Origin of the sequence: Actinomadura sp. J1-007 (genome assembly GCF_009793335.1) — a bacterium.
GTDB lineage: Bacteria > Actinomycetota > Actinomycetes > Streptosporangiales > Streptosporangiaceae > Spirillospora > Spirillospora yumaensis.
Genome location: NZ_WING01000001.1, coordinates 2100865 through 2125129, shown reverse-complemented (window position 1 = coordinate 2125129; position 24265 = coordinate 2100865). Strand labels below are relative to the sequence as shown.

The following is a 24265-nucleotide window of genomic DNA, read 5'->3' as shown; positions in this document are numbered from 1 at the left end:
CTGTCCGCGCTGCGGATACTCTTGATTCGGATCACTGATCCACATAAGTGGACCACTGATCCGAATATATGGACCACTGATCCGGTTAGTCAAGGGGGGCGGATGCGGGCCGACGCCAGAGAGAACCGCGACCACCTGCTCACAGCGGCGGGCACCGCCATCACCGAGCAAGGCGTCGACGTGTCGCTGCGCGACATCGCGCGCAGGGCCGGGGTCGGGCTCGCGACGCTGCTGCGCCACTTCCCGACGCGCGAGGCGCTGCTCGACGCCCTGCTCCGCACGAGCTTCGACGACCTGACGGCCAAGGCGGGCGAACTGGAGACGTCGAACTCGCCCGAAGACGCTCTCGTCTCGTGGCTACGGGACTGCGTCGCGTGGACGACCGAGTACCGGGGCGTGACCGTCCTGATGGCGGCCGCCATCGAGGACGCCGAGTCCGCGCTCCACGCTTCGTGCGTCACCCTGCGCGCAGCCGGTGCGCGGCTCCTCGCCCGCGCCCAGGCCGCGGGCGCGGCGCGGAGCGATATCGACGGCACCGATCTGTTCGCGCTGATCGCGGCGCTCGCGTGGCTCGGCGATCAACCCTCGTTCGCGCCCCGCGCCGACCACGTCTTCGAGGTTGTCGCGAGCGCGGTCCTGACGCGCGCGGGGAGCGGTGACGCCGAGCAAGGAACGCCGCCGCCCTCCGCCCCGTGACCGGTCGCGCACCCGGGGGAACGGGCCCGGAGACGCGAAAACCGGCCCGGGTCGGTGCCGGGCCGGTGCGCGGGGGACGAGGCTACTTTCCGGACGCCTCGGTGTAGGACTTGATGACGCTCTGCGGGTCGCCGTCCATCCGGATGCGCCCGTCGTCGAGCCAGATGACCCGGTTGCAGGTCTCCTCGATCACGTCGAGGTTGTGCGCGACGAGGAACACCGCTCCGGCGTCCTTGCGCAGCTCCTCGATCTTGGCCTTGCTGCGGCGCTTGAACTTCGCGTCGCCGGTCGCGAGGGCCTCGTCGATGAGCATCACGTCGTGGGTGCGGGCCGCCGCGATCGCGAAGCGCAGCCGGGCGCCCATGCCGGAGGAGTAGGTGTTCATCGGGTAGTCGATGAACCCCGGCTTCAGGTCGGCGAACTTCACGATCTGGTCGTAGCGCTTCTTGGTCTCCTCCATGTCCAGGCCCATGGCCAGGCATCCGAGGACGATGTTGCGGGAGCCGGACAGGTCCTTCATCAGCGCCGCGTTGACGCCGAGCAGGGACGGCTGGCCGTCGGTGTAGACGCCGCCGCGCGCGGGCGGGAGGAGGCCGGCGATGGCCTTCAGCAGCGTCGACTTGCCGGACCCGTTGGTGCCGATGATGCCGATCGCGTCGCCGCGGTAGGCGATGAACGACACGCCCCGGACCGCGTGGACCTCCTTCATCTGCGGGCGGCCCTCGCGGCGGACCACGCGCATCAGCGCCGACGCCGCGCTGCCCTTGTTGCCGCCCGCGCCGTACACGCGGTAGACGATGTGCAGCCCGTCGACCACGACGATCGGGTCGCGCGAGTCGTCCAGCACGACCTCGGGCTGCTGGTCGATCATCGGCGGCTTCTCCTTGAGCGCCTTAGCCACGTCCGTACCTCTCCTCAGCACGGTAGAAGTACCAGAAACCACCGGCGAAGGCGATGATCGCCCAGCCGATCGCGTACCACCACAGATTGCTGTCGCTCCAGCCCCATCTGGGCAGGTCGGTGGTGCGGTACGACTCGATCAGCGAGGTGCGGGCCAGCTCCAGGTAGACCGAGCCCGGGTTGAGCTTGAGGATCTCGATCAGCCAGGAGTGGTCGGCCAGCCGCTTGGAGAACTCGCCGAGGGCGAAGATGACGCCGGAGGTGTAGAGCCAGGTCCTCAGGATGAACGGCAGCAGCTGCTGCACGTCGGGGGTGAACGCTCCGATCCGGGCGAGGACCAGCGCCACGCCCATGTTGAACACCAGTTGCAGCGCCAGGATCGGGACGATCAGCAGCCAGTGCAGCGTCAGCGGCTCGCCGAACGCCAGCACGATGATGAACAGCACGATCATCGAGATCAGGAGCTGCTGCAACTCGATGATCACGTAGGAGAACGGCAGGGAGGCGCGCGGGAAGTGCAGCGCCCTGATCAGGGAGAGGTTGTTGCTGACCGACTTCGCGCCCGCGGTCACCGACCTCTGCGTGAAGGTGAAGATGAACACGCCGGTGACGAGGAACGGCATGAAGTCGGAGACACCGCGTTTGGTGTTCATCAGCAGGCCGAAGATGAGGTAGTAGACGCCGACGTTCAGCAACGGCGTCAGGACCTGCCAGAGCTGCCCCAGGCGGGAGCTGGTGTACATCGAGGTGGTCTTGGCGGACGCGAAGTTCCAGATGAACGTCCGTCTCTGCCAGACCTGTCCGATGTAGGTGCGCAGCCGGGGGCGGGCCGCGCTTTGCGTCAGTCCGTGGCGCGCGGCGAACTCGGCCAGCGACTCGCTGCTCATCCCGTTCATGCGAGGAGGCTCCGCGATAGTGCCGACCGGCTCGCCACCCGAGGAGCTGAGCCGTTCCGGGTGACTCATGCCGGGAAGCCTATAGCGGTCAACGATATGTGAGGGACGTTCGCAGGCATGTGACCCCTGATTTGAGATCTTTCGGGAATCATGTCCGGCTCCCTGGGGATACCCGGGTCATGCGCGTCAATCACGGAAGGCGAGGTAAACGATCACTAAGAGTGGTCGTGCCGTCGCTTCTCGCACGGTCCGCGCCGGGCCGGCGCGGTGAACTCCCGACGGTGATCCAGGACGGCGCCGGGGAGGTGGGCGACGCGATGAGCGTCGTCGGCGCCGCGGCCGTCAGCGCGGCCGAGGCCGCCGCGGCGGGCCGCGCCCTCGCCGCGTGCCGCGGGACCGACGCGGCGGCCGCCAGCGGCGCGAACGGGCCGCTGCGGCGCCTCGGACGGCTGGACCGGCGGGCGTTCGACCGGGTCGCGGCGGCGCGGCTGCCCGGCCTGGAGTACGTCCTGCCGAGGCTGTCGCGCCTCGCCGACCACGGGGTCCTGTGGTTCGGCACGGCGATGGCGATGGGCGCGAGCCCCCAGGCGCGGCCCCGGCGGGCTGCGCTGCGCGGCGCGATCGCGATCGCGGTGGCCAGCCCGGTCGTCAACATCGTCGGCAAGCAGGCGTTCCGCCGCAAACGGCCCGTCGTCGACCTCGTGCCGCCGATCCGGATCCGGTGGACGCTGCCGACCTCGCACGCGTTCCCGTCAGGGCACTCGGCCTCGGCCGCGGCGTTCGCGACCGGCGTCGCGCTCGAAGCCCCGGCCGCGCTCGCCGTGCCCGTCGCGGCCACGGCGGCGGCCGTCGCGTTCTCCCGCGTCTACACCGGCGCCCACTACCCCGGCGACGTGCTCGCGGGGCTCGGCATCGGCGTCGTCGCCGGCCTCGGCACCCGCCTCGCCTGGCCGGCCCGCCCGCCCGTCGCCCGGGTGTCCCGCTCGTCGTCCGAACGGGTCTCGGTCGCCGAGGACGGCACCGGCATGGTCGCCGTCGTCAACCCCGGCGCCGGAGCCGACTCCGAGACCGGGCTGAACCTCGTGCCCGGCCACGCCGACATGGCCCTCGCCCTGCTGGAACGCGACCTGCCCGCGGCCGAGGTCGTCCGGCTGCAACGCGACGACGACTTCGACAAGGTCTTCGACGGCGCCGCGCGGCGGGCCGAGGTGCTCGCCGTCGTCGGCGGCGACGGGACGGTCAACGCTGCGGCCCGCGCCGCGCTGCGGCACCGCGTCCCGCTGCTGGTGATGCCCGGCGGTACGTTCGACCACTTCGCCCGCGCGCTCGGCGTCGAGACCCCGGCGGCGGCGCTCGCCGCCTACCGCGACGGCGTGCTCGGGCGCGTCGATGTGGCGTATGTCACGCCGGTCCGGAAGGAGGGCGACGAGGGGCTGCTCTTCCTCAACACCGCCAGCTTCGGCGCGTACACCGAACTGGTCGACCGGCGGCGGCGCCTGGAGCGGCGGCTCGGCAAGTGGCCCGCGCTCGCCGTCGCCGCCGTCCGCACGCTGCGCCACTCCGAGCCGGTCGAGATCGCGGTGAACGGGCGGCGCCGCAAGGTCTGGCTCGCGTTCGTCGGCAACGGCGACTACGGCGCGCGCGGCGCGACCCCGTCGTGGCGCGAGCACCTGGACGACGGCCGCCTCGACATCCGCATGATCACCACCGGCGACCGCGTCCCGCGGGTCCGGGCGGTCGCCGCGATCCTGGCCGGGCACCTGCACGTCGTCCCCGGCTACCGGGCCTGGAGCGCCGAGTCGCTGGAGCTGGACGCCGCCGGCGACGGCCTGCGCCTCGCGCACGACGGCGAGGTCTCGACCGTTCCCGCGACCGTCCGCATCACGAAGGCCGCCGGAGCGCTGACGGTCTTCCTGCCTCCGGCGCAGCGCGCCTGACCCGGCCGCCCGCGGCGTGCCGGTGCGGCTCCGGCACGCCGCGGGCGGACGTCACGCGGGCGTGAGGGCGCAGTGGCGCAGGCCGGTCACCACCGAGGAGCCGTTGTACGCCGGGGTGCCCGCCAGGGCCAGGCCCTCCTCGCGACACGCCAGCAGCTCCTCCAGCAGGATGCGGATCTCCATGCGGGCGAGCGCCGCGCCCAGGCAGAAGTGCGGCCCGAACCCGAACGCCAGCCCGGACGCCTCGGGCCGCCGCGCGACGTCGAACGCGTCCGCGTCCGGGCCGAACGCGGCGGGATCGCGGTTCGCCGACCCGTACAGCAGCATGACCCGGTCGCCCGGCGCCACGTCCGTACCGCCCAGCGTGACCGCGCGCGTCGCCGTCCGCAGGAAGTAGACCACCGGGGACGTCCAGCGCAGGATCTCCTCGACCGCCGTCGGCAGCAGCTCCTCCGGACGGGCGCGCAGCGCCGCCCACTGGTCCGGCCGTTCCGCGAACGCCAGCAGCCCGCCCGAGATCGCGTGCCGCGTCGTCTCGTTCCCCGCGACGAGGAGCTGGATCAGGAACATCACCAGCTCCAGGTCCGTCAGCCGGTCCCCGTCCAGCTCCGCCAGCGCGAGCCGGGAGATCACGTCGTCGCGGGGGTCGGCGCGCCGCTCGTGCGCGGTGCCGAGCAGGTACGTGCCGCACTCGACCCGCAGCGCGTCGCGTTCACCCTCCGACAGGCCCTCCGCCGCGCCCGGCACGATCGCCTCCGTCCACCGGTGGAACCGCCGCCAGTCGTCCTCCGGGACGCCCAGCAGCGCGCAGATCACCTGGAGCGGCAGCGGCACCGCCAGCTCCCCGACCGCGTCGAACGCCCGCCCCGCGGCCACGGGGGCCAGCAGCGCGCGGACCCGCTCACGGACCGCGCCCTCCAGCCGCCGCGTCACCGAGGGCCGGAACGCGGGCGCCACCAGGGCCCGGTAGCGGGTGTGGTCGGGCGGGTCCGTGTGCATGATCGTCGGCGGCGCGTCGTACGCGTGCCCGATCTCCGCCAGCAGGATCCCGTCCGCGGACCGGAACGCCGCCGGGTCGGCCGCCGCCGCGTGCACCTCCGCGTGCCCGCCCGCGATCCACAGCACGCCGTCCGGCGGCGCCGGATGCCGGACGAGACCGCCCGGCTCCCTGAGCCGCTCGTACAGCTCGGCCGGGTGGCCGTGCGCGAACCAGCCGTCCGGGAAGTCGCGCGGAACCCCGGCCCCGGCCCCGGCCGCTCCGGTCACGGCAGGATGCCCTTGGGCCGCGGAATCCCCGCGGCGTCGCACAGCGCGTAGTAGGCGTTCAGCGTCGACTCGCCGTCCACGACCCCGCTGATGTTGCCCTCGGCGTCGTACTCGATGAACGCGCCCTCGATGACGAAGAGGATGTCGCTGTCCTCCTCCACCGTGAGCGTGTGGACGGACCCGGGCGGCTCGTGGATGAACGTCCCCGCCACGTAGTCGATCCCGTACTCGGCGTACCGCCACCGCCCCGAGAACGTGTGGGCGTGCACCGACCCGGTGTGCTTGTGCGTCGGCAGCCTGAACCCGGCCTCGAACCGGTTGCGGACCACCCAGGTGGCCGGCGACACCCGCAGCACCTGCAACCCGACGGGCCCGGCGGAGACCCACGGCAGCTCGTCGGAGTGGACATGGCCGACCGGCGGCCCCAGCGTCTCAGTCATGACCAAACGCTAGGTTGGGGCAACGGGCCCGCGCAAGGCCCCCGGCGGTTCGCCCGCCGGGCACCGGGTAGGGAGATCGGCGACCGCGCGACCATGGGGTCGCCGCAACGCTGGAGGGGTGAGATGACCACCGGAATCGACCCTGGCGTGCTCGACGACGACGACCTGTTCCGCGAGCTCGCCCACCTGTACGACACCCGCCTCGACGCGCTCCGGCACGCCGCCGACCAGGCGTTCGGCGAGCACACCCGCCGGATGAACCAGCTCGAAGCCGAATACCTGCGCCGCTACCCGGCCCGCGAGATCGACCCGTTCCGATTGCGTGACGGCGCCAGAACCCGCTGACCCGCTGACCCGCCGCTGAGCCCAGGGCCCGTCCCCCGGCCCCGGCCCAATCCCGCCTCTCCGCGCGGCCCGCCCCCGCCCCCGCTTTTGCGCGCCCGCCTCGCGCCCCCGTCCCCTCCCGCCCTCCTCGCCGCGCGCCCTGCCCTGCGGTTTCGCGCGCTCTCCGCCCACGCCCCGGGCCTCCGCGTGCCCCGTCCTGCGTCGCGCCCCCGCTCCCGGGCCGCCGCTCCCGGGCCGCCGCTCCCGGGCCGCCGCTCCCGGGCTTCCGTGCGCCCGTCCCGTGTGGCGTCCCCGCTTTCGCGCGCTCTGGGCTTCGCGGACGCTTCGGGGTGGGGAGTTGGCTTGTTGGGTTGGGGTTTGGGGTTGCGATGTGGGAGGTTTGGTTGCTGAGCGTGTTGGGTTGGTCGCGGTCTGTTGCTCGTGGGCGTTGGGCAAAGGAGCGCTCGACCTGCCCGCACTCGTTGTCAGGTCGCTGTAAGGATCGTCACAGTCCCGTCCGGGCAGCTCCGAGCCCGTGTGACGCGGCCGTTGACTGCGTAGGGTGCGGAAGATCGACTTCTGGGGGTGTGGTCCGTGGCGCGTGCTCGTCGAGCCCGGAACGTCGCGCGGGCGCAGCGCGGCCGGTACCGGCGGTGGCGCGGCGACCAGCCCGGACTGCCGGAGTGCGCCGTGCGGTGGTGGCCGTTCGTGGCCGTCTCGCTGCTGGTGACGATGGTCCTGCTCGGCGCGTACCTCATGGTGCCCCGCGAGACCGGCGCGTCCGCGGCCGAGCGGAACCGGGCGCGGGCCGTGGCCGCCCCCGCCGACCGGGCGGCCGCGCGCGTGACGCCGCGGATGCGGGCGGCGGGCGCGACGCGGGAGATCAGCTCGTTCACCACGCGGTTCACGCCCGGCGAGCCGCGCGTGCGCAACATCGAGATCGCCGCGCGCGTGCTGGACGGCCTGGTCGTGCAGCCCGGCAGGACGTTCTCGTTCAACCGCGTGGTCGGGCCGCGCACCAAGCGGCGCGGCTACGTCCCGGCGCCGACGATCGTCGGCTCGCGCCTGGTGAACGACCTCGGCGGCGGCATCTGCCAGGTCTCCACGACCCTCTACAACGCGGTCTTCGAGGCGGGCCTCCAGATCCGCGACGCGCGGGCGCACGGCCTGTGGATGCCCGAGTACCCCAAGGGCCGCGAGGCCGCCGTCGCCTACCCGAGCCTCGACCTCACCTGGCGGAACGACTCGGGCCGCCCGGTGGCGATCACCTCCGAGTTCACCGGCGACTCGCTCACCATCCGGCTGTGGGGGACGCGCCGCTACGACGTGCGGTCCAGGACGTCCAAGCCGTACGGGTTCACCGCGTTCGACTCGGCGACCGACCACGGCAGCAAGTGCGTGCCGTCGCGGGGCGGGCGCGGCTTCGAGATCGACGTGTGGCGGATGCTGTCGAGCAACGGCCGCGAGGTGCGGCGCGAGAAGTTCCACACCGTCTACCAGTCGCAGACCAGGCTCAAGTGCGTCTGACCGGGTGAACGGGCCCGTTCCCCACCGGCGCCGCCGCGTTCGCGGTCAGCGGGCCCGCGTCACCCTCGACTCGTCCCACACCGGGTCGGCCGACTCGTAGACGGAGCCGTCGCCGCCGAACACCAGGAAGCGGTCGAACGAGCGCGCGAACCACCGGTCGTGCGTCACCGCGAGCACCGTCCCCTCGTACGACTCCAGGCCCTCCTGCAACGCCTCGGCGCTCGCCAGGTCCAGGTTGTCGGTCGGCTCGTCGAGCAGCAGCAGCGTGGCGCCGCCCAGCTCCAGCAGCAGGATCTGGAGGCGCGCCTGCTGGCCGCCCGACAGCGTCTCGAACGGCTGCTCGGCGCACACCTGGAGCTCGTAGCGGGCCAGCGCCGCCATCGCGTCGTTGCGCAGCCGCGCGTGCTCGGTCATCACGATCTCGCAGGGGGTGCGCCCGGCGAGGTCCGGCCGCGCGTGGGTCTGCGCGAACAGGCCCGGCACGACCCGCGCCCCGAGCCGTCCGGTCCCCGAGTGCGCGACCGGCGCGACCGGCGTCGCGCCGCGCGGCAGGACCTCGGCCACGCCCGCGAGCAGCCGCAGGAAGTGCGACTTGCCCGAGCCGTTCGAGCCCAGCACCGCGACGCGCTCGCCGTACCAGACCTCGACGTCGAACGGCTTCATCAGGCCGGTCAGCTCCAGCCCCTCGCAGATCACGGCGCGCTTGCCGGTGCGGCCGCCGCGCAGCCGCATCTTGATCGTCTGGTCGCGCGGCGGGATCTCCGGCGGACCGGCCTCCTCGAACCGCCGCAGCCGCGTCTGCGCCGCCTGGTAGCGGGGCGCCATGTCGCTGTTGTAGGCGGCCTTCTGCTTGAGCATGGTGACGAGCTGCTTCAGCTTGGCGTGCTCCTCGTCCCAGCGGCGCCGCAGCTCCTCCAGCCGCTCGTTGCGGTCGCGGCGCGCCTCGGCGTAGGTGGAGAACCGCCCGCCGTGCACCCAGACCTGCCCGGCCTCGACCGTCACGATCCGGTCGGCGGCCCGGTCGAGCAGCTCGCGGTCGTGCGAGACCAGCAGAACGGTCTTGGCGGTCTCGCGGAGCCGTTCCTCCAGCCACAGCTTGCCGGGGACGTCGAGGTAGTTGTCGGGCTCGTCGAGCAGCAGGACCTCGGCGGGACCCCGCAGCAGCGCTTCGAGGACGAGCCGTTTCTGCTCCCCGCCCGACAGCGTCTTGACCTCGCGCCACCGGCACCGCTCGTACGGGACGCCGAGCGCCGCGACGCAGCACGCGTCCCACAGCACCTCGGCCTCGTAGCCGCCCGCGTCGCCCCACCCCGTCAGCGCGGTCGCGTAGCGCATCTGCGCCGGCTCGTCGTCGCGCTCCATCATCGCGAGCTCCGCCGCCTCCAGCGTGGCCGCCGCCGCCCGCACCGGCTCGGGCGCCGTGCCCAGCAGCAGGTCGTGGACGGACGACTCGTCGCGCACGTTGCCGACGAACTGCCGCATCACGCCGAGCCCGCCGCTGTGCGCGGTCGTGCCCTCCTGCGGCTGGAGGTCCCCGGCGATCAGTCTCAGCAGCGTGGTCTTGCCCGCGCCGTTCGGACCGACGAGCGCCGCCGTGACGCCCTCGCCCACCCGGAACGAGACGTCGCTCAGCAGGGTCCGCCCGTCGGGCAGCGTATGGCTGACGTGCCCGACCTCTACGTGCCCCACCGCCGCGCCCCTCTCGCGTCGTGCCGCCCCGTCCGGGCGCGGCCACGCCCCCGAGTCTGGGAACGGGCGGCCGGACGGGTCAAACCCTTTTCTCCCGCGGCCGCCCGATCTTCTCCCGCAGCCGTGCGACGACCTCGTCCAGCGGCGCCTTGACCGTGTCGCCGGTCGCACGGGCGGTGATCTCGGCGGTGCCGTCCGCGAGCCCGCGGCGGCCGACCGTCACCCGGTACGGGATGCCGGTCAGCTCGGCGTCGCGGAACTTCACGCCCGCCCGCTCGTCGCGGTCGTCGATCACGACCTCCACCCCCGCCGCGCCGAGCGCCGCGTAGAGCGACTCTCCGGCGGCCGTCACCTCCGCGTCGCCCGGCTGGGCGAGCACGACCGCGACCGTGAACGGCGCGACCGCCACCGGCCACACGATGCCGCGGTCGTCGTGGTGGACCTCCACGATCGTGGCCATGGCCCGTTCGATCCCGATGCCGTAGCTGCCCATGACGAGGGGGACGCGCTCGCCGTCCGGGCCGAGCACCTCCGCGCCGAGCGCCCGCGCGTAGCGGTCGCCGAGCTTGAAGATGTGCCCGACCTCGATGGCCCGTTCGACCAGCAGCGGCTCCCCGCAGCGGACGCAGGGCTCCCCGGCCGCGACCTCCCGCAGGTCGGCCCAGGTCCCGACGGCGATGTCCCGTTCGACGTCCACACCGCGCAGGTGCACGTCGTCGATGTTGGCGCCGGTCACCATGGCGCGGCGCCCGCGCAGCGCCTCGTCCGCGAGGACGGGCGGGCCGGTCACGCCGACCGCGCCGAGGCTGCCGGGGAACGCGCCGAGGCTTTCCTTGATCTCGTCCGGATGCGCCGGACGGAGCTCGGCCGCCCCCGTCGCGTCCACCAGCTTCTGCTCGTTGAGGGCGTGGTCGCCGCGCAGCAGCACCAGCGTGAGGCGGCCGTCCAGGACGTACACCAGCGTCTTGATCTGCCGGTCGGCCGCCGCCTGCGCGCCGAAACCCGCGGCGAGGTCGCCGATCGTCCGCACGCCCGGGGTGTCGAACGGCTCGGGCGCGGCGAGCCCCGGGCCGTCGTCCGCCTCCGGCAGCCGGGACGTGGCGCGCTCGACGTTCGCGGCGTAGCCGCAGGCGGGGGAGTGGACGATCAGGTCCTCGCCGACCTCGGCCGGGCACATGAACTCGGTCGAGCCCGCGCCGCCCATCGTGCCGCTGGACGCCTCCACCGGCAGCGCCGGGATGCCGAGCCGCTCGAAGATCCGCGTGTACGCCGCGTGGTAGGCGGCGAACGAGGCGTCCAGCCCGTCCCGGTCGAGGTCGAAGCTGTAGGCGTCCTTCATCGTGAACTCGCGGGTGCGCATCAGCCCGCCCTTCGGGCGCGGCTCGTCCCGGAACTTGGTCTGGAACTGGTACCACTGCTGCGGCAGCCGCCGGTACGAGCCGATCTCCCGCGCGACCGTCGCGAAGATCTCCTCGTGCGTCATGCCGAGGGCGTGGTCGGCGCCCCGCCGGTCGTGCAGCCGGAACATCTCCTGCCCCATCAGCTCCCAGCGGCCCGACCGCCGCCACGGCTCCGCCGGGTGCAGGGCCGGGAGCAGCATCTCCTGCGCGCCCATCGCGTCCATCTCGGACCGGACGATCGCCATGATCTTCGCGCGGACCCGTACGGCGAGCGGCAGCAGCGAGTAGTGGCCGGCCGCCAGCCGGCGGACGTACCCCGCGCGCAGCAGCAGCCGGTGGCCGGCCGCGTCCGCCTCGGCCGGGTCGTCGCGGAGCGTGGGCACGTGCATCTGGGACCAGCGCATTGGCGGAGGCTAACACCGGCGCGGCCCGCCGACCGGCCGTCCGGAACGGGGGATCGCCCAAGGCAGAACCGGTAATCGAGTGCTGACCGGGGCGCCGCTGTCGGTACCCTCGTCTGCGTGAGTCGAGAAGGTGTGACGCCGCAGAGTGAGGATTTCTCCGCCTGGTACAACGAGCTGGTCATCAAGGCCCAGCTCGTCGACCGTGGCCCGGTGCGGGGGACGATGGTCATCCGACCGTACGGCTACCGGGTCTGGGAGCTGCTCCAGGCCGACCTGGACCGGCGGATCAAGGACGCGGGCCACGACAACGCCTGCTTCCCGCTGTTCATCCCGGAGTCCTACCTCAAGCGCGAGGCCGAGCACGTCGAGGGCTTCTCGCCCGAGCTGGCCGTGGTCACGATCGCGGGCGGCAAGGAGCTGGAGGAGCCGCTGGTCGTCCGGCCCACCTCCGAGACGGTCATCGGCGAGTACATGGCCAAGTGGATCGACTCGCACCGCGACCTGCCGCTGCTGCTCAACCAGTGGGCCAACGTCGTGCGCTGGGAGATGCGGCCCCGGATGTTCCTGCGCACCACCGAGTTCCTCTGGCAGGAGGGCCACACCGCCCACCTCGACGAGGACGACGCGATGCGCGAGACGATGTGGGCGCTCGACGCGTACGCCTCCGTGGCGCGCGAGCTGGCCGCGATGCCGGTCATCGCGGGGGAGAAGACCCCGGGCGAACGGTTCGCGGGCGCCGTGCGCACCTACACGATCGAGGCCATGATGCGGGACGGGCGGGCGCTCCAGTCCGGCACCTCGCACTACCTCGGCACCAACTTCGCCAAGGCGTTCGAGATCCAGTACCAGGACGAGGCCGGCGCGCTCCAGCTCGCCCACACCACCTCCTGGGGCCTGTCCACCCGCCTGATCGGCGGCGTGATCATGACGCACGGCGACGACAAGGGCCTGGTGCTGCCGCCCCGGCTCGCGCCGTACCAGGTCGTGATCGTCCCGATCGGCCGCAAGGAGCAGGGCGAGCGGACCGCCGCCGAGGCCCGCAAGCTCGGCGCGGCGATCCGGTCGATGGGCATCCGCGTCCACGTGGACGACAACCGGCCGCAGCTCTCGCCCGGCTTCAAGTTCAACGAGTGGGAGATGCGCGGCGTCCCGGTCCGCGTCGAGCTCGGCGCCCGCGACCTGGAGGCCGGCGTCGCGACCGTCGCCCGCCGCCTCCCGACGGTCGAGGGCCAGGGCAAGGAGCAGATCCCGCTCGACAAGGTGCCCGAGCTGCTGCCCGGCATCCTCGCCGACTTCCAGTCGTTCCTGCTGGCCCGCGCCGAGGCGTTCCGCGAGGAGCGCACCGCCGCCGTCGACTCCTGGGACGCGTTCACCGCCCAGGTGGCCACCGGCTGGGCCCGCGCGTTCCACTGCGGCCGGTCCGAGTGCGAGGACGAGATCAAGGCCGAGACCGCCGCGACCCCGCGCGTCATCCCGGCCGAGGCCCCCGAGGAGACCGGGGTGTGCGTCAAGTGCGGCGCCCCGTCCGCCTACGGCAAGCGCGTGATCTTCGGCAAGGCGTACTGACCCGGAAGCCGCGCACCGGGCGCCGGCGGCCCGCGGGGCCGCCGGCGCTCAGTCGTCGCCGAGCGCGCCGCTCCCGGCGCCGGTCCGGTCGGTCAGGTCCGAACGCCCGCCCAGGCCGTCCCCGGGAGCCGGGGCCGGGCCGTCCGGATCGTTGGTGTCGGCCAGGCCGTCGGGGTCGTTCGGCAGCTCCGAGGCCCTCAGGCCGTTGGCGGTGCGGCGGCTCAGCAGCGGCTGGACGAACCACGCCCACGAGGCCAGCACGGCGATCGCCGCCCCCGCGACGACGGCCGCCCCGTCCGACACCAGCGTCTCGATGATCAGCGCCGTCGCGGCCGTGATCGAGACCGCCAGCGCGAGCGCGCCGACGATGCCGAAGCGGTTGGCGCGGCGGATCAGCAGCGGCTTCTGCCCGAGCTGGAACAGGATCCGGTGCTGGAACACCGGCGCGATGAAGCAGATCGACGCGGACGCCGCCCCGAACAGCGCCACGTAGAACAGCGCCCGCCCCGAGTCGTCCACGCTCTTGAACCCGACCGCGAACGGCACGGTCAGCAGGAACGCGAACAGCACCTGCACGCCGGTGACCGCCACGCGGAACCCTTGGAGCAGCTCCATCAACTGCCGGTCGAGCCGTTCGTGCTCGGTCTCGTTGCGGGGCTTGGAGTCGCTGCTCATGTCGGCCGATCTACCCCGAAGTCGGGTGATCAGTCGAACCGTCCTGACCACACCAGGCCCCCGACCGGGGGTTAGAGCCCTTCCCCGCCGTACCGCCCGTGGCGTCCGCGCCGTGCCGTGGCGTCCGTGCCGTGCCGTGCCGGTACGGGGCGCGGGGTCAGGCCAGGGTCGGCGGCAGGACGCGGAGGGCGAGCATCGACACGTCGTCGCGCAGGTCGCCGTCGCAGAACTCCAGCAGGGCCCGCTCGACGGCGTTCAGCATGTCGTCCAGGGAGTCGGCGGCGTGGGCGGCGAGCGACTCCAGCAGGCGTTCTTGCCCGAACTGGACGCGCGAGAGGTCGCAGGCGTCCAGCACGCCGTCCGAATGCAGGAACAGCGTGTCGCCGACGCCCAGGTCGATCGTGTCGAGACCCGCCTCGAAGTCGTCGAACAGGCCGAGCGGCACGCCGCCCCGCGACGCCGTGCGGATCAGGCCGTCCGCGCGGACCACGATCGCGGGCGGGTGCCCGGCCGTGCCGAGGACGGCCTGGACGCGGTCGTGGTCCATGGACAGCCCGGCCATGACGGCGGTCACGAACCGGTCCTCGTCCAGCAGCGTCTCGTTGACCAGGCCCAGCACCTCGGCGGGCTCGGTCTTCCAGCGGGACGCGAGCCGCACGCAGTGCCGGGCGGTCGCGGTGACGGCGGCGGCGTCCTCGCCCTTGCCGCAGACGTCGCCGAGCACCAGGCCCCAGCCGCCGCCCCGCGTGCGGAACACGTCGTAGAAGTCGCCGCCGACCTCCGCGCCGTGCGTCGCGGTCATGTAGCGGGCGCCGAGCGCGACGCCCGGGATCGAGGGCAGCTCCTTCGGCAGCAGGCTGGACTGGAGCGTGTCGGCGACCTCCGCCCGCCGCCGGTACAGCCGGGACGCCCGGATGATCAGCGCCAGGTAGCGGCCGAGCCGCTGCACGACGCCGAGGTCCACCAGGTCGAACGGTCCGTGCTCGCCGCTGCCCGCCAGGGTGATCGCGCCGATGCACCGGTCGCCGTCCTCGACCGGGACGCACAGCACGGACGTGGCGCCGATCCGGGCCAGTACCGGCTGCCCGTCCGGGTACGTGCCGAGCAGGTCGAGGTCCTCGGCGTGGGGCCGCAGGGCGCTCTGCCCGGTGGCGAACACCGTGTACGGCAGCGTCTCCGGCGCGGGCGCCAGCTCCTCCAGGGTCCGGGCGGCCTCGTGCGCGGGCTCGTCCTCGGGACCGATGACCACCTGCCGCCGCAGGCCGGCCCCCTGCGGCCGCGCCTGGTCCCGCCGCTCCGCCCCGCCGCCCTGCGCCTGGGCCAGCGCCTGCGACTGCGCCTGGCCCTGCGGCTGGTCATGGCCGACGATGTCGATGAACGCCCAGTCGGACAGCTCGGCCGCCAGCAGCCGGGCGCACCTGCGCATCGCCACGGTCTCGTTGAGAACGGGCTCGTCCAGCAGCAGCTCGCACGCCGTGGCGAGCACGTCCATCCGGTGCACGACGGTCGCGACGGCCTCGTCGTCACGCTGCGCGGAGCCCGTGCCGCCGGCGCCTCGAAGCGCCGCCGTCGCCTGCGCTCCGGACGTGCCCGTTCCTGCTCCGGACGCCTGCGCGCCGCCCTGCCGCCGCCCCGGCCCTCCAGGGCGGGGCCCTCCGGACGCCTGTCCGCCGCCGCCCGCGCCGCCGCTCGCGGCTCCCGGCTTCCCGGAGTCAGGCATTCCGCCTCGCGACGGGGCCGGGGGCGGGACGTTCGCCTCCGAGGCCGACGCCGCCTCGGACGTGCGCGCCGCCGCGCCGGGGCCCTTGGAGTCGGCGGCCGGGCCGCCGCTGGACCCGGCGACCGCGACGACCATGGGGTCGGGCTCGCCGCGGATCCAGACGCGGGCCAGCGTGACCACGGCGTCGATCGGCTGGTCGCGGCCGAGGAACCGGACCGGGACGCGCCGCCGCAGGCCCGTGCGCACGACCGCGGCGAGCTGCGACCGCAGGGCCGCCCGCGTGGCCAGATCGCAGAACGCCGTGAACTGCTTGCCCGACACGTAGCCCGCGGACGTGCCGAGGAGCGTCGCGGCCTGCCGGTTGACGCGCCGGACGCTCGTGTCGCGGTCCAGCACGAACAGCGGGACCGGGGCGTCCTGGAAGACCGTGCGCAGCACGCGGCGCTCGGTCTCGGCCGCCGCCGAGCCGCCGGCCCCGGCGCTGTGGTCGCTGCCCAGCGTGCGCAGCGCGCTCAGCGCCAGCTCCAGCTCGACCAGGGCCGCGTCGAGGGTCACCCGCAGGTCGGGCTCGGGCATCCCGGCGGCCTGCCGGAGCTCGCCGATCCGGCCCTCCAGGTCGTCGATCTCCCGCAGGACGCTCTCGGGTTCCAGCTGGTCGGGCTGGTCGGGCATTCGGGCTCCTTGGGTCCGGGGGCACGGTCATACCGGACCCGATCGTTCCCCGGCCCGGCGGTTCCACGGTCGCCGGGGACCGCAGTGGGCAGCTTATGCCCGCCGCGACCGGCGGGCCTAGTTCTCGATCTGGTCCGTGGTCTAACGGAGTCCCTGGTCACCGACGATGCGCTGTGCCAGGGCGGTGAGCTTGACGTGGCGCGTCTGGGAGATGCGCCTCATCTCCGCGAACGCCTCGTCGGCGTCGCAGCCGAGGGCGTGCATGAGGATGCCCTTGGCCTGGTCGACGACCGCGCGGGACTCGACGGCCTCCTGCAACTGGATCGCCGTCCTGTGGACGGTGTCGAACTGCATGGAGTTGGTCACCGCGGCGCTGCCCTGGGCGACGAGCAGCGACGCCAGCGCGTGCTGGCCCGGCCCGAGGGAGCGGGGCGTCACGCCGTACAGGGTGAGGGTCACCAGGACCGGCTTGTTCAGGTGCGGCGAGGTGGTGAAGCAGCGCACCCCGCGGCGGAGCATGTCGCCCGTCGCCTCGGGCCAGCGCGCCTCGGCGAGGATGTCCTCGGACGTCACGATCCTGCGGTTGAGCACCACGTCGTAGACCGGCCCGTGCCCGCGCGAGAGCTGCCGGTCGATCAGCTCGGCGAGGTCGGGATGGCTGGACGCGGACGCGAGCGGCTCGGGCCGCTCGTCGTCGGCGTACCCGCCGGCGGCGCGGGGGTTGCGGGCGGAGCCGGGGTCGGCGCTCGGGTCCGCGGCGACGGCGTGGGCCGCCGGCAGCGCCCAGCGGACGCTCGACGCGCCCGCGCAACCGGGGACGGCGCGCGAGGCCAGCTCGGTGACGCGGTGCAGCGTGCCCACGTCCGACGACTCGCCGACGACGCCCAGGCGGGCGATCTCGATGGCGAGCCTGTCCGTCAGGACGGTTCCGGTGGGAGACACGCCTTTGACGTTATCCTGCGGGACGCCGTCCTCGTACCGGTCCGCGTAGGCACCGCGCGGCCCGCTCTCCCGGTCGGCCTCTCCGCGCCTCATCGCGTCCTCCCGGCGCCCTTCCGGGTCCGCGCCCGGCCGCGCCCTAGTTGTTCGGCGGCGCCTTGCTGATCTCGGCGAGGGGGCCGGGGCCCGCCCCCTCCGTCAGGGCGAGGTCGCCGAGCGACACGATGCCGATCGGGCGGTACCGCCCGTCCACCACGGGCAGCCGCCGGACGGCCTGCTCCTCCATCAGCCGCGCGACCGTGTCGGTGTCGTCGTCCGGCGCGACCGTGGTCAGGTCGGCCGTGCAGACGTCGCCGAGCGGGGTCAGGCTCGTGTCGCGGCTCTCGGCCACGGCGCGGACGACGATGTCGCGGTCGGTCACGACGCCGCAGAGCCGCCCGGCGTAGGTGACCAGAACGTCGCCGATGCCCTCGTCCCGCATGATCCGTGCCGCCTCGTACAGCGTGGCGTCGAGTGGCAGGACCTGGGGGCCCGCGGTCATGACGTCGCTCACCTTGCGTGACATCGCGAGCACACCTTCCCCGGTCGTGTGACTTAGGCGCGCCCTACCCACAGCGCGCGACCCTATTCCGGTGGAGCGGCATTGCCTGGCAGACCTGGCCGTGCCGAGCCCCGCAAGCCCTTCGGGGTAAGGGGTTGCGCCCCGTTCAGAACGTGAAGAGGGAGTCGGTGTGGGCACGCATGACGCAGTCGTTCGGGAACTCCCGGCGGAACTTCGCGGGCCGCCCGTGCCAGCTTCCCGCGGCCTGCGCGACGACGGGCGAGTAGATCAGCGTGCAGGCCCGGCCGTCCGGCTCGTGCTCGAACCTCCCCGAGAACGGTCGAGGTCCGCGCACGCCTGGGGCGCGTGCGGGTGGCTGCCTCCCGCCGGGTCGCAGGCCAGCGTGACCGTACGGGACCCGGAGGCGTTCTGCTCGGGGAAGGTGAGCGTGAGCCGGAGCGCGGTGCCCCTGCCCGCCGGCGCGGACGGCGCGGAAGCCCCGGCCGGCGGGGTCGGCGGGGTCGGCGGGGTCGGTGCGGCGATGGTGACCGTCGAGGTGGCGGCGGAGGTGGCGGCGGTGGCGGGGACCGCGGGCAGGAGGGCGAGCGCGGCTCCGGCGAGCGCGGTGGCGACGAGGTGCGGCATGGATACTCCCGATGAGCGATAACGGACCATCGCTCAATGTATCCACTCGAACACGCTATGTGCGGGCGGTTTCGCGCGCCCGGGTCCACGTACGCACCGCCGCGCAGGCCGCCGCGCAGGCCGCCGTACGGAACGCCGCGCAGGCCGCCGTACGGAACGCCGCGCAGGCCGCCGTACGGACCGCCGTCCGGAGACGAGTGATCCCGCGGTCACGGGGCAACCGCGGGATCACATTCGGGAAGGGGGTGGGGGGCCGGACCGGACGGGCAGGGCGGTCGCGGGCCGAGTGGACGCGGGCGGGGCGGTCAGGGGCCGGGGGCATGGGCGGGCGGCCGGATCACGCGGCGAGCGTGTGCGTGCGGCGGTGCCCGGCCAGGGACTCGCGCAGCTGCTTGCGGCCCCGGTGCAGGCGCGACATCACCGTGCCGATGGGGGTGCCCATCATCTCGGCGATCTCCTTGTAGGCGTAGCCCTCGACGTCGGCCAGGTAGACGGCGTCGCGGAAGTCGCGGGGGAGGGCGCGCAGCGCGGCCGAGACCTCCCCGTCCGGCATCCGGTCGAGCGCCTCGGCCTCGGCGGAGCGGAACCCGGCCGCGTGCGCCTCGGCCTGGGCGATCTGCCACTCCTCCAGCTCCTCCGAGCCCGCGCGCTGGGGCTCACGCTGCTTCTTGCGGTAGGTGTTGATGAAGTTGTTGGTGAGGATGCGGTGCAGCCACGCCTTCAGGTTGGTGCCCTCCTGGAACTGGTGGAAGTTGAGGTACGCCTTGGTCAGCGTCTCCTGCACCAGGTCCTCGGCGTCGGCGGCGTTGCGGGTCATCCTGACGGCGGTCAGGTAGAGCGGGTCGGCGTACGGGAGCACGTCGCGTTCGTAACGTTCCATCGCGGCCGGCTCGGCGCTCCCGGTGCGTGCGGGCATGGTGACAGCGGTCATCTCGCTCCCCCGTAGGTCGTGGCCCTGGAAAGGGCCGGTGGCGTGCGCACGCGCCGGGCGAACGGCTAGGCGTGCCTTCGTGTCCCGGGGCGGTGCCGCGTCGCACGCGCCGGGACGCCGGTCTCGCCGGCAGGGGCTCGGCCGCGCTTGGAGGGTGGGCCGAGCGGGAGGGCGCGGATCGGGCGGGTGCCAGGGCGACCCCGTCGTACGGGACGTCGCGGGCCTTTGCGCGATCGGGCGCCCCCTGGTCGGTGGCGTTCCCATGGAGTAAGACGCCTGGCGTGGCCTGGTGGGTTGCGTGACGTCAATCACAAAAGAGGGGTAAATGTCCTGCCACGCCCTGCCCACACGGTATACGCCGCCAGAACGGCCGAAGGTCCCGAACGGCCGAGGACCCCGAACGGCCGAGGACCCCGAACGGCCGAGGACCCCGGACGGCCGAGGGCCCCGGGCGGTGGAGGCGTCCGGGGCCCTCGGGGCTCTGGGCGCCCCGCGGCGGAGCCCGGATCACCGGGGCTCCGCCGCGGGGCGGTCACGGGCGGGGCCGGAGGCCGGTCCCGCGAGCGGACGGGGTCAGCCGAGCAGGTGGCGCAGGGCCCGGCTCATCAGCGTCCGCTGCTCGCCGGACGTCCTGGCCTGCTCGATGCCGAAGCCGAGCAGGACGCTGTCCTTGGTCGCCACCGCCGAGACGGAGTCGATCAGGGCCTGCGAGCGGACGAACTCCTCGCCGTTGCCGGGGCTGCCCGCCGGGGCGCCCTGGACGGTCCAGGGGCCGAGGCCGGACTCGAAGCCCTCGGCGTCGAGCTGGCCGCCGGACGTGGTGACCTTGGTGTCGTCGATGAACAGCCCGGAGCCCCCGGTGCCCGGGTCGCTCACGTACGCGATCGACACCTCGACCTTCTTGCCCGCGTACGCCGACAGGTCGAACGCCGTCGGCACCCAGCCGTTGGAGTTGCCGGTGAGGGCGTTCCACTGGCCGGAGGTGCCCGTGTTCGAGCACGGGGTCCCGCCCGTCAGGTAGTGCTTGAGGAACGGGTGCATGGCCAGCAGGTAGCCCTGCTCGCACTCGGCGGGCACGGTCGACTGGGACCGCCCGTTCTTGTCGGGCAGCGTGGTGTAGTCGTCGCCGCCCGGCGTCCGGGCCTCGACGATCACGCTGTCGAACCCGGTCTCGGTGCTGTAGGAGAGCTGGGCCTGGAGCGTCGGGGCCTGCGCCGCGGTCACCGACGACAGGTCGACGGTGCGGGTCAGCCGCCGGTACAGCCCGTCGCGGTGCGTCCCCGCGACGTACCAGGCGCCCTCGATCGGCTCGAACGGCGCGGCGGCGCCGGTGTAGTCCCCGGCCTTCCAGCTGTTGAACTGCGGGAAGGCGCCCTTCGGCAGGACGGTCGAGGTCACCTGGAAACCGCCCGCCTCGTTCACCGGGTTGGACGGGGTGCCGGACAGGCCGGCCTCGGCGCCGTCGTACGGGCGCTTGGTTCCGACGAACTCGGTGGGCTTGCCGACGAGCTGCCGGTCGTACGCGCCCAGGTAGTACTGGAAGAAGTCGTCCGACAGCAGCTCGCAGTCGTCGCGGAAGTTGCTCGTGACGACGCACGGCTTCTCGTGGTGGCCCTTCAGGCCGTAGTAGATGCCGCCGCCGTTGCGCCTGTTGAGCGGCCCGTTGTAGCCGGAGGTCTCGCCGGTGTGCAGCAGCTTGCCGCCCTCGTTGAGGTACGACCGGACGGACAGCACGAGCTCCTTGGCGCGGTCGGCGACCTGCGAGTCGGGGGCGTTCCCGAGGTAGGTCCGCACCGGGTCGTCGGCGGCGTCCTGCGTGAGCCGGTTGTCGCCGAGGTACCAGACGACGGCCTTGAAGTGCTTCAGCACGCCGAGGTCGTGGGGCGCGCCGTCCTTGTCGATGTCCCACACGAGCGGCCTGTGCCCGGACGCCTTGACCAGGTCGCCGTACTTCTGCCCGTACTTCGGCGCGTTCGTGCCCGCCGGGTACGTCGGGTTGATGCCCTTGTAGTCCTCGTCGGCGATCACCAGCACGTCGGCCTTGCGCTGGTCGCGGACCGTGTAGGTGAAGTGCCGGCTCTCGACGCGCTTGCTGCCCTTGGTCCCGGCGAACCAGACCTCGACCTTGTCGCCGGGCTTCTGGCCGGTGACCTTGCCCCGGTACTCGGCGTAGTAGAGGTCGTTCTCGTCGCCGAACCGCTCGCCGCCGCGCCATTCGCGGGCGCCGTCGTGGCGGACCCGTCCGCCGTTGATCCGGTAGTGCAGGTCCTTGTTGGCGAGCGACCTGCGGATCACGGCCGCGACCTCCTGCGTGCCGCCGTACGACGTCGAGAACCCGTCGGTCTCGAAGTCGGGGGCCGTCCGCCCGACCACCGACACCGGGTTGTCGGGCGTGTGCGCCGACTTCCCGACCGCGAGGGCGAACGGCAGGTTGTGCTGGAATTCGAGGTTGACCAGGTTCTCGTCGTCCGGGAACTCGAAGATGCTGCCGCAGTCCTCGGGCTTCCACGCGTCGTCGGGGTCGTACCCGGCGGCGGTGGCGCAGGTCGCCATCTCCGGCGTGACCGACAGCGCGCCGTACTCGTTGTCGGCCTGGCCGTCGGTGTCGCCGTTGGTGGTGTAGAGCTGCGCGCCCAGCTCGGGCGTGTAGCCGGGGACGGCGGGCTTGTCGATGTCGCCGAGCATCGCGTCGTGGACCACGTCGTCCGGGCTGCGGGTCAGGGCCTGCCAGCCGACGCCGTGCAGCAGCAGTTGCGCCGCGGAGTGGTAGTTGACCAGGAACTTCGGCCGCAGCCGCTTGTAGAGGCCCATCTGCGCCCGCGTCTCGGGCTCGGACGCCGGGCCCTCGCCGCGGAACGTCTCGCTGCCGGGCTGGTCGCTGGAACCCTCGTTGTCGTACCCCCACTTGTAGGGGAAGTTGCGGTTGGGGTCGACGCCGTCGCCCTGGGTGATCTTCCCGTCGCCGTTGTTGTCGCGGGCGTTCTTGCGCCAGAGCCGGAAGTCGGGCTCGAACGTCAGGTCGTAGCCGTCGACGTTGACGACGGGGACGAACCACACGTCCGTGGTGTCAATGATCTTGGTGAGCTCGGCGTTCGAGCCGTATCCGTCCACGTAGTGGTGCAGCAGCCGGCGCACCATCTCCGGCGTGATCCACTCCCGGGCGTGCTGGGTGGCCTGGTAGACCACCGCGGGGCGCCGCCCGTCCTTGAGCGACTTGACGTCCTTGCTCACGCGCACGGCCGTGATCGGCTTGCCGAGGTTGGTGGTGCCGATGTCCACGGCCGTCGCGATGCCGGGGTGGTCCGCGGCGACCTTGACGATCTCCTCGCGGAGGTTCCCGGCCCCGCTGTACGGGCGGAACACCTTCTGCGGCGCCTTCGCGCGCGCCGCGGCGTCCTTGCCCTTCACCTTGCGCACGCCCAGCGGCACGCCCTGGCGGGCCAGCGCGGCGGCCTGCGCCCCGCTCATCACCGCCTCGACGTGGGTCCGGTCGCCCTTGCCCTTGCCGAACGCGACGCTCTCGCGGTCCACGCCGGAGCGGTCGAGCAGCTTGATCTGGTCGGCGGTCAGTTCTCCCTGGTACACGTCGATGGGTCCGCCGCTCGGGGCGGGCTTCGGGGCGGCGTCCGCCGGGGCCGCGGTCAGCGCTCCGGCCAGGAGCGCCGCCGCGGCGAGAATGGGGGTGAGCGTTTTGCGCCTGAACCTGCCGTGCCGGAACTGCCTGCGCGTCATCGCGCCTCCCTGGCTGGATCACAACGGGGGCTGCGTGATCGTCTGCCGGGGAGAAAGGGGTGTCAATGTGGCTTCAGTGTTGTTTGCCGCATTCGGTCAGTTGGTGGGGAGTGTGCACCGAATGCCTGGTTGGAACGTCACCGGCCGTCTTGGAACGGGACATCGAGAAGTCGCGCGCGGATGAGCCATAAAAGCCGACCGAATTACGGTCCGCGCCGTTCTTCCGGCAGAAATCGCCAACGGTCTGGAACGGTCGAAAAATCCCGGGCCACCGAGAGCGCCCGGTTACGGAAGGTGGCCTGACAGGACCGTCCGGACGAGGCCGGAGGCGAACTCCTCGTGGGCGGCGGGCAGGCGCGCGCCGTCCGCCACCGCCTCCGGGCCCGCGAGCCGAGTGAGGAACGCGTGCTGCTGGCATCCGCCGAGCAGGGCCGCCGCGATGTACGGCAGGGGAGCGCCGTCGTTGATCCGCCCCGCCTTCCGCTCGGCCTCCAGGTAGCCGATCAGCCCCGCGTGCCCGAGCACCGGCCCGCTCGCCGCCGTGAACGGACCGCCTCCATGGGGGCCGTCCGGCTGGGGCGGCCCGGCGGGCGCTCCCAGCGCTCGCGCGGGCTCCTGCGCGGCGGGACGGCCCCTGCGCGCGCGGGAACGGCTTTCGGCCTGCGCGCGGGCGGGGCCGTCGGCGCGCAGCCACGCGATCAGCTCGGGGTCGGCCAGGACCGGGCCGGTCATGGGGAGCAGTTCCCCGTAGAACGCGGTCATCCGCGCGGCGAGGTCGGTGAGGTTGCCCTCGACGGTGCCCTCGCCCACCGCGCCGGCCAGCGTCGCCATCGCCGCGCGGGCCGTGCCGGTGACCTCGGCGAGCGCGGCGGCGAACAGGGCGGTCTTGTTGTCGAAGTGGTTGTAGAGGCTGCCCTCGGAGACTCCGGCCGTGCGGGCGATCTCCTTGGTGGTCGCGGCGACGATCCCCCGGCCGCGGATCACCTGGATCGCCGCCGCCAGGATCCGGTCCCGCATCGTCTCCGTCGCCGGTGCCACCTCGTCGCCCCCTTCCGTGCGGCTGGACAGTAGCACGGCGCGCACTGCGTCCCATTTGAGTGAGTACTCACACATTATGCCTGGTCCGACCCGGTACGGCAACGGTCGTCTGGCCGGGTCGGGCCGCCGCGCGCGCCAGTTGCGCATACCTCCAGCGCTGAATCGTCACGCGAGGTAACGTCCCTTTGACCGTGGGTTGCCAGTGAAATGAGTCACACCCCGAGGGAGGGGTCCGCGTGGTCATCGCTCGACGCCGGCAGACGACGTCCGCCCAGCAGGCCACCGGCCCGGACGGCCCCCCGGCCGCCGCCGGGGAGGGGCGGGCCC

Annotated in this window: 18 protein-coding genes and 1 pseudogene; 5 read left to right on the top strand and 14 right to left on the bottom strand. The window is 73.2% G+C overall.

Going from position 1 to position 24265, the window contains the following annotated elements; all coding sequences use genetic code 11:
- Window positions 1-102 precede the first annotated feature (102 nt).
- Entirely contained in the window at window positions 103-696 is a 594-nt protein-coding gene (locus GEV43_RS09615; RefSeq protein WP_160820383.1) for a TetR/AcrR family transcriptional regulator, read from the top strand.
- An 82-nt stretch (window positions 697-778) separates the two neighbouring features.
- On the opposite strand, the gene GEV43_RS09610 is transcribed toward GEV43_RS09615, so the two are convergent.
- Window positions 779-1567 carry an ABC transporter ATP-binding protein gene (locus GEV43_RS09610; RefSeq protein WP_160824423.1) on the bottom strand — a complete coding sequence of 263 codons (789 nt, stop codon included), beginning with the start codon at window positions 1565-1567 and terminating at the stop codon, window positions 779-781.
- A 22-nt stretch (window positions 1568-1589) separates the two neighbouring features.
- Window positions 1590-2483 carry an ABC transporter permease gene (locus GEV43_RS09605; protein ID WP_241682841.1) on the bottom strand — a complete coding sequence of 298 codons (894 nt, stop codon included), beginning with the start codon at window positions 2481-2483 and terminating at the stop codon, window positions 1590-1592.
- 290 nt (window positions 2484-2773) lie between these two features.
- Here GEV43_RS09605 and GEV43_RS09600 point away from each other — a divergent pair, with 290 nt between their 5' ends.
- Window positions 2774-4429: a phosphatase PAP2 family protein gene (locus GEV43_RS09600; RefSeq protein ID WP_309239548.1), complete on the top strand. Its 1656-nt coding sequence runs from the start codon at window positions 2774-2776 to the stop codon at window positions 4427-4429.
- Window positions 4430-4480: 51 nt separating this feature from the next.
- Here GEV43_RS09600 and GEV43_RS09595 read toward each other — a convergent pair whose 3' ends face one another.
- Both GEV43_RS09595 and GEV43_RS09590 read right to left on the bottom strand, forming a co-directional pair.
- On the bottom strand, window positions 4481-5695 hold the full coding sequence (locus GEV43_RS09595; RefSeq protein ID WP_160820381.1) for a cytochrome P450: 1215 nt from the start codon (window positions 5693-5695) through the stop codon (window positions 4481-4483).
- The gene (locus GEV43_RS09590; RefSeq protein WP_206681107.1) at window positions 5692-6135 is read right to left on the bottom strand and encodes a 2,4'-dihydroxyacetophenone dioxygenase family protein; all 444 of its coding nucleotides are present in this window, start codon (window positions 6133-6135) and stop codon (window positions 5692-5694) included. The genes GEV43_RS09595 and GEV43_RS09590 overlap by 4 nt, the downstream gene beginning before the upstream one ends.
- Before the next feature lie 123 nt (window positions 6136-6258).
- Between GEV43_RS09590 and GEV43_RS09585 the strand changes: the two genes are divergently transcribed.
- Both GEV43_RS09585 and GEV43_RS09580 read left to right on the top strand, forming a co-directional pair.
- On the top strand, window positions 6259-6480 hold the full coding sequence (locus GEV43_RS09585) for a DUF6158 family protein (protein ID WP_160820379.1): 222 nt from the start codon (window positions 6259-6261) through the stop codon (window positions 6478-6480).
- Between the two features lie 573 nt (window positions 6481-7053).
- Complete coding sequence (locus GEV43_RS09580; RefSeq protein WP_160820378.1) at window positions 7054-7986, top strand: VanW family protein; 933 nt, start codon at window positions 7054-7056, stop codon at window positions 7984-7986.
- A 45-nt stretch (window positions 7987-8031) separates the two neighbouring features.
- On the opposite strand, the gene GEV43_RS09575 is transcribed toward GEV43_RS09580, so the two are convergent.
- Both GEV43_RS09575 and GEV43_RS09570 read right to left on the bottom strand, forming a co-directional pair.
- Entirely contained in the window at window positions 8032-9675 is a 1644-nt protein-coding gene (locus GEV43_RS09575; RefSeq protein WP_160820377.1) for an ABC-F family ATP-binding cassette domain-containing protein, read from the bottom strand.
- A 79-nt stretch (window positions 9676-9754) separates the two neighbouring features.
- On the bottom strand, window positions 9755-11479 hold the full coding sequence (locus GEV43_RS09570) for a proline--tRNA ligase (RefSeq protein WP_160820376.1): 1725 nt from the start codon (window positions 11477-11479) through the stop codon (window positions 9755-9757).
- Window positions 11480-11596: 117 nt separating this feature from the next.
- On the opposite strand from GEV43_RS09570, the gene proS reads away from it, so the two are divergent.
- The gene (gene proS, locus GEV43_RS09565; RefSeq protein ID WP_309239547.1) at window positions 11597-13045 is read left to right on the top strand and encodes a proline--tRNA ligase; all 1449 of its coding nucleotides are present in this window, start codon (window positions 11597-11599) and stop codon (window positions 13043-13045) included.
- 48 nt (window positions 13046-13093) lie between these two features.
- Here the strand turns inward: proS and GEV43_RS09560 are convergent, their stop codons facing one another.
- The 8 genes and pseudogenes from GEV43_RS09560 to GEV43_RS09515 form a co-directional block, all read right to left on the bottom strand.
- The gene (locus tag GEV43_RS09560) at window positions 13094-13720 is read right to left on the bottom strand and encodes a DUF6328 family protein (RefSeq protein ID WP_175250011.1); all 627 of its coding nucleotides are present in this window, start codon (window positions 13718-13720) and stop codon (window positions 13094-13096) included.
- A 157-nt stretch (window positions 13721-13877) separates the two neighbouring features.
- Complete coding sequence (locus tag GEV43_RS09555) at window positions 13878-16112, bottom strand: SpoIIE family protein phosphatase (protein ID WP_241682840.1); 2235 nt, start codon at window positions 16110-16112, stop codon at window positions 13878-13880.
- Window positions 16113-16253: 141 nt separating this feature from the next.
- Window positions 16254-17054 (bottom strand): ANTAR domain-containing protein, encoded by an 801-nt coding sequence (locus tag GEV43_RS09545; RefSeq protein WP_309239546.1) that lies wholly within the window; start codon window positions 17052-17054, stop codon window positions 16254-16256.
- A gap of 136 nt (window positions 17055-17190) precedes the next feature.
- The gene (locus tag GEV43_RS09540; protein ID WP_160820374.1) at window positions 17191-17616 is read right to left on the bottom strand and encodes a CBS domain-containing protein; all 426 of its coding nucleotides are present in this window, start codon (window positions 17614-17616) and stop codon (window positions 17191-17193) included.
- 142 nt (window positions 17617-17758) lie between these two features.
- Window positions 17759-18237, bottom strand: a pseudogene (locus GEV43_RS09530) (SSI family serine proteinase inhibitor).
- A 337-nt stretch (window positions 18238-18574) separates the two neighbouring features.
- A complete protein-coding gene (locus GEV43_RS09525; protein ID WP_160820371.1) occupies window positions 18575-19168 on the bottom strand; it encodes a sigma-70 family RNA polymerase sigma factor in 594 nt (197 codons plus the stop codon).
- A gap of 573 nt (window positions 19169-19741) precedes the next feature.
- A complete protein-coding gene (locus GEV43_RS09520; protein ID WP_160820370.1) occupies window positions 19742-22900 on the bottom strand; it encodes a M14 family metallopeptidase in 3159 nt (1052 codons plus the stop codon).
- Between the two features lie 285 nt (window positions 22901-23185).
- On the bottom strand, window positions 23186-23938 hold the full coding sequence (locus GEV43_RS09515; RefSeq protein ID WP_160820369.1) for a TetR/AcrR family transcriptional regulator: 753 nt from the start codon (window positions 23936-23938) through the stop codon (window positions 23186-23188).
- Window positions 23939-24265 lie beyond the last annotated feature (327 nt).

What these genes read in the sequence shown, in the direction of transcription:
- GEV43_RS09590 (WP_206681107.1), bottom strand. Translation starts at nt 6,135, where the DNA reads ATGACTGAGACGCTGGGGCCGCCGGTCGGCCATGTCCACTCCGACGAG.
- GEV43_RS09525 (WP_160820371.1), bottom strand. Translation starts at nt 19,168, where the DNA reads ATGACCGCTGTCACCATGCCCGCACGCACCGGGAGCGCCGAGCCGGCC.
- GEV43_RS09560 (WP_175250011.1), bottom strand. Translation starts at nt 13,720, where the DNA reads ATGAGCAGCGACTCCAAGCCCCGCAACGAGACCGAGCACGAACGGCTC.
- GEV43_RS09555 (WP_241682840.1), bottom strand. Translation starts at nt 16,112, where the DNA reads ATGCCCGACCAGCCCGACCAGCTGGAACCCGAGAGCGTCCTGCGGGAG.
- GEV43_RS09605 (WP_241682841.1), bottom strand. Translation starts at nt 2,483, where the DNA reads ATGAGCAGCGAGTCGCTGGCCGAGTTCGCCGCGCGCCACGGACTGACG.
- GEV43_RS09610 (WP_160824423.1), bottom strand. Translation starts at nt 1,567, where the DNA reads ATGATCGACCAGCAGCCCGAGGTCGTGCTGGACGACTCGCGCGACCCG.
- GEV43_RS09520 (WP_160820370.1), bottom strand. Translation starts at nt 22,900, where the DNA reads ATGACGCGCAGGCAGTTCCGGCACGGCAGGTTCAGGCGCAAAACGCTC.
- GEV43_RS09615 (WP_160820383.1), top strand. Translation starts at nt 103, where the DNA reads ATGCGGGCCGACGCCAGAGAGAACCGCGACCACCTGCTCACAGCGGCG.
- GEV43_RS09570 (WP_160820376.1), bottom strand. Translation starts at nt 11,479, where the DNA reads ATGCGCTGGTCCCAGATGCACGTGCCCACGCTCCGCGACGACCCGGCC.
- GEV43_RS09585 (WP_160820379.1), top strand. Translation starts at nt 6,259, where the DNA reads ATGACCACCGGAATCGACCCTGGCGTGCTCGACGACGACGACCTGTTC.
- GEV43_RS09540 (WP_160820374.1), bottom strand. Translation starts at nt 17,616, where the DNA reads ATGTCACGCAAGGTGAGCGACGTCATGACCGCGGGCCCCCAGGTCCTG.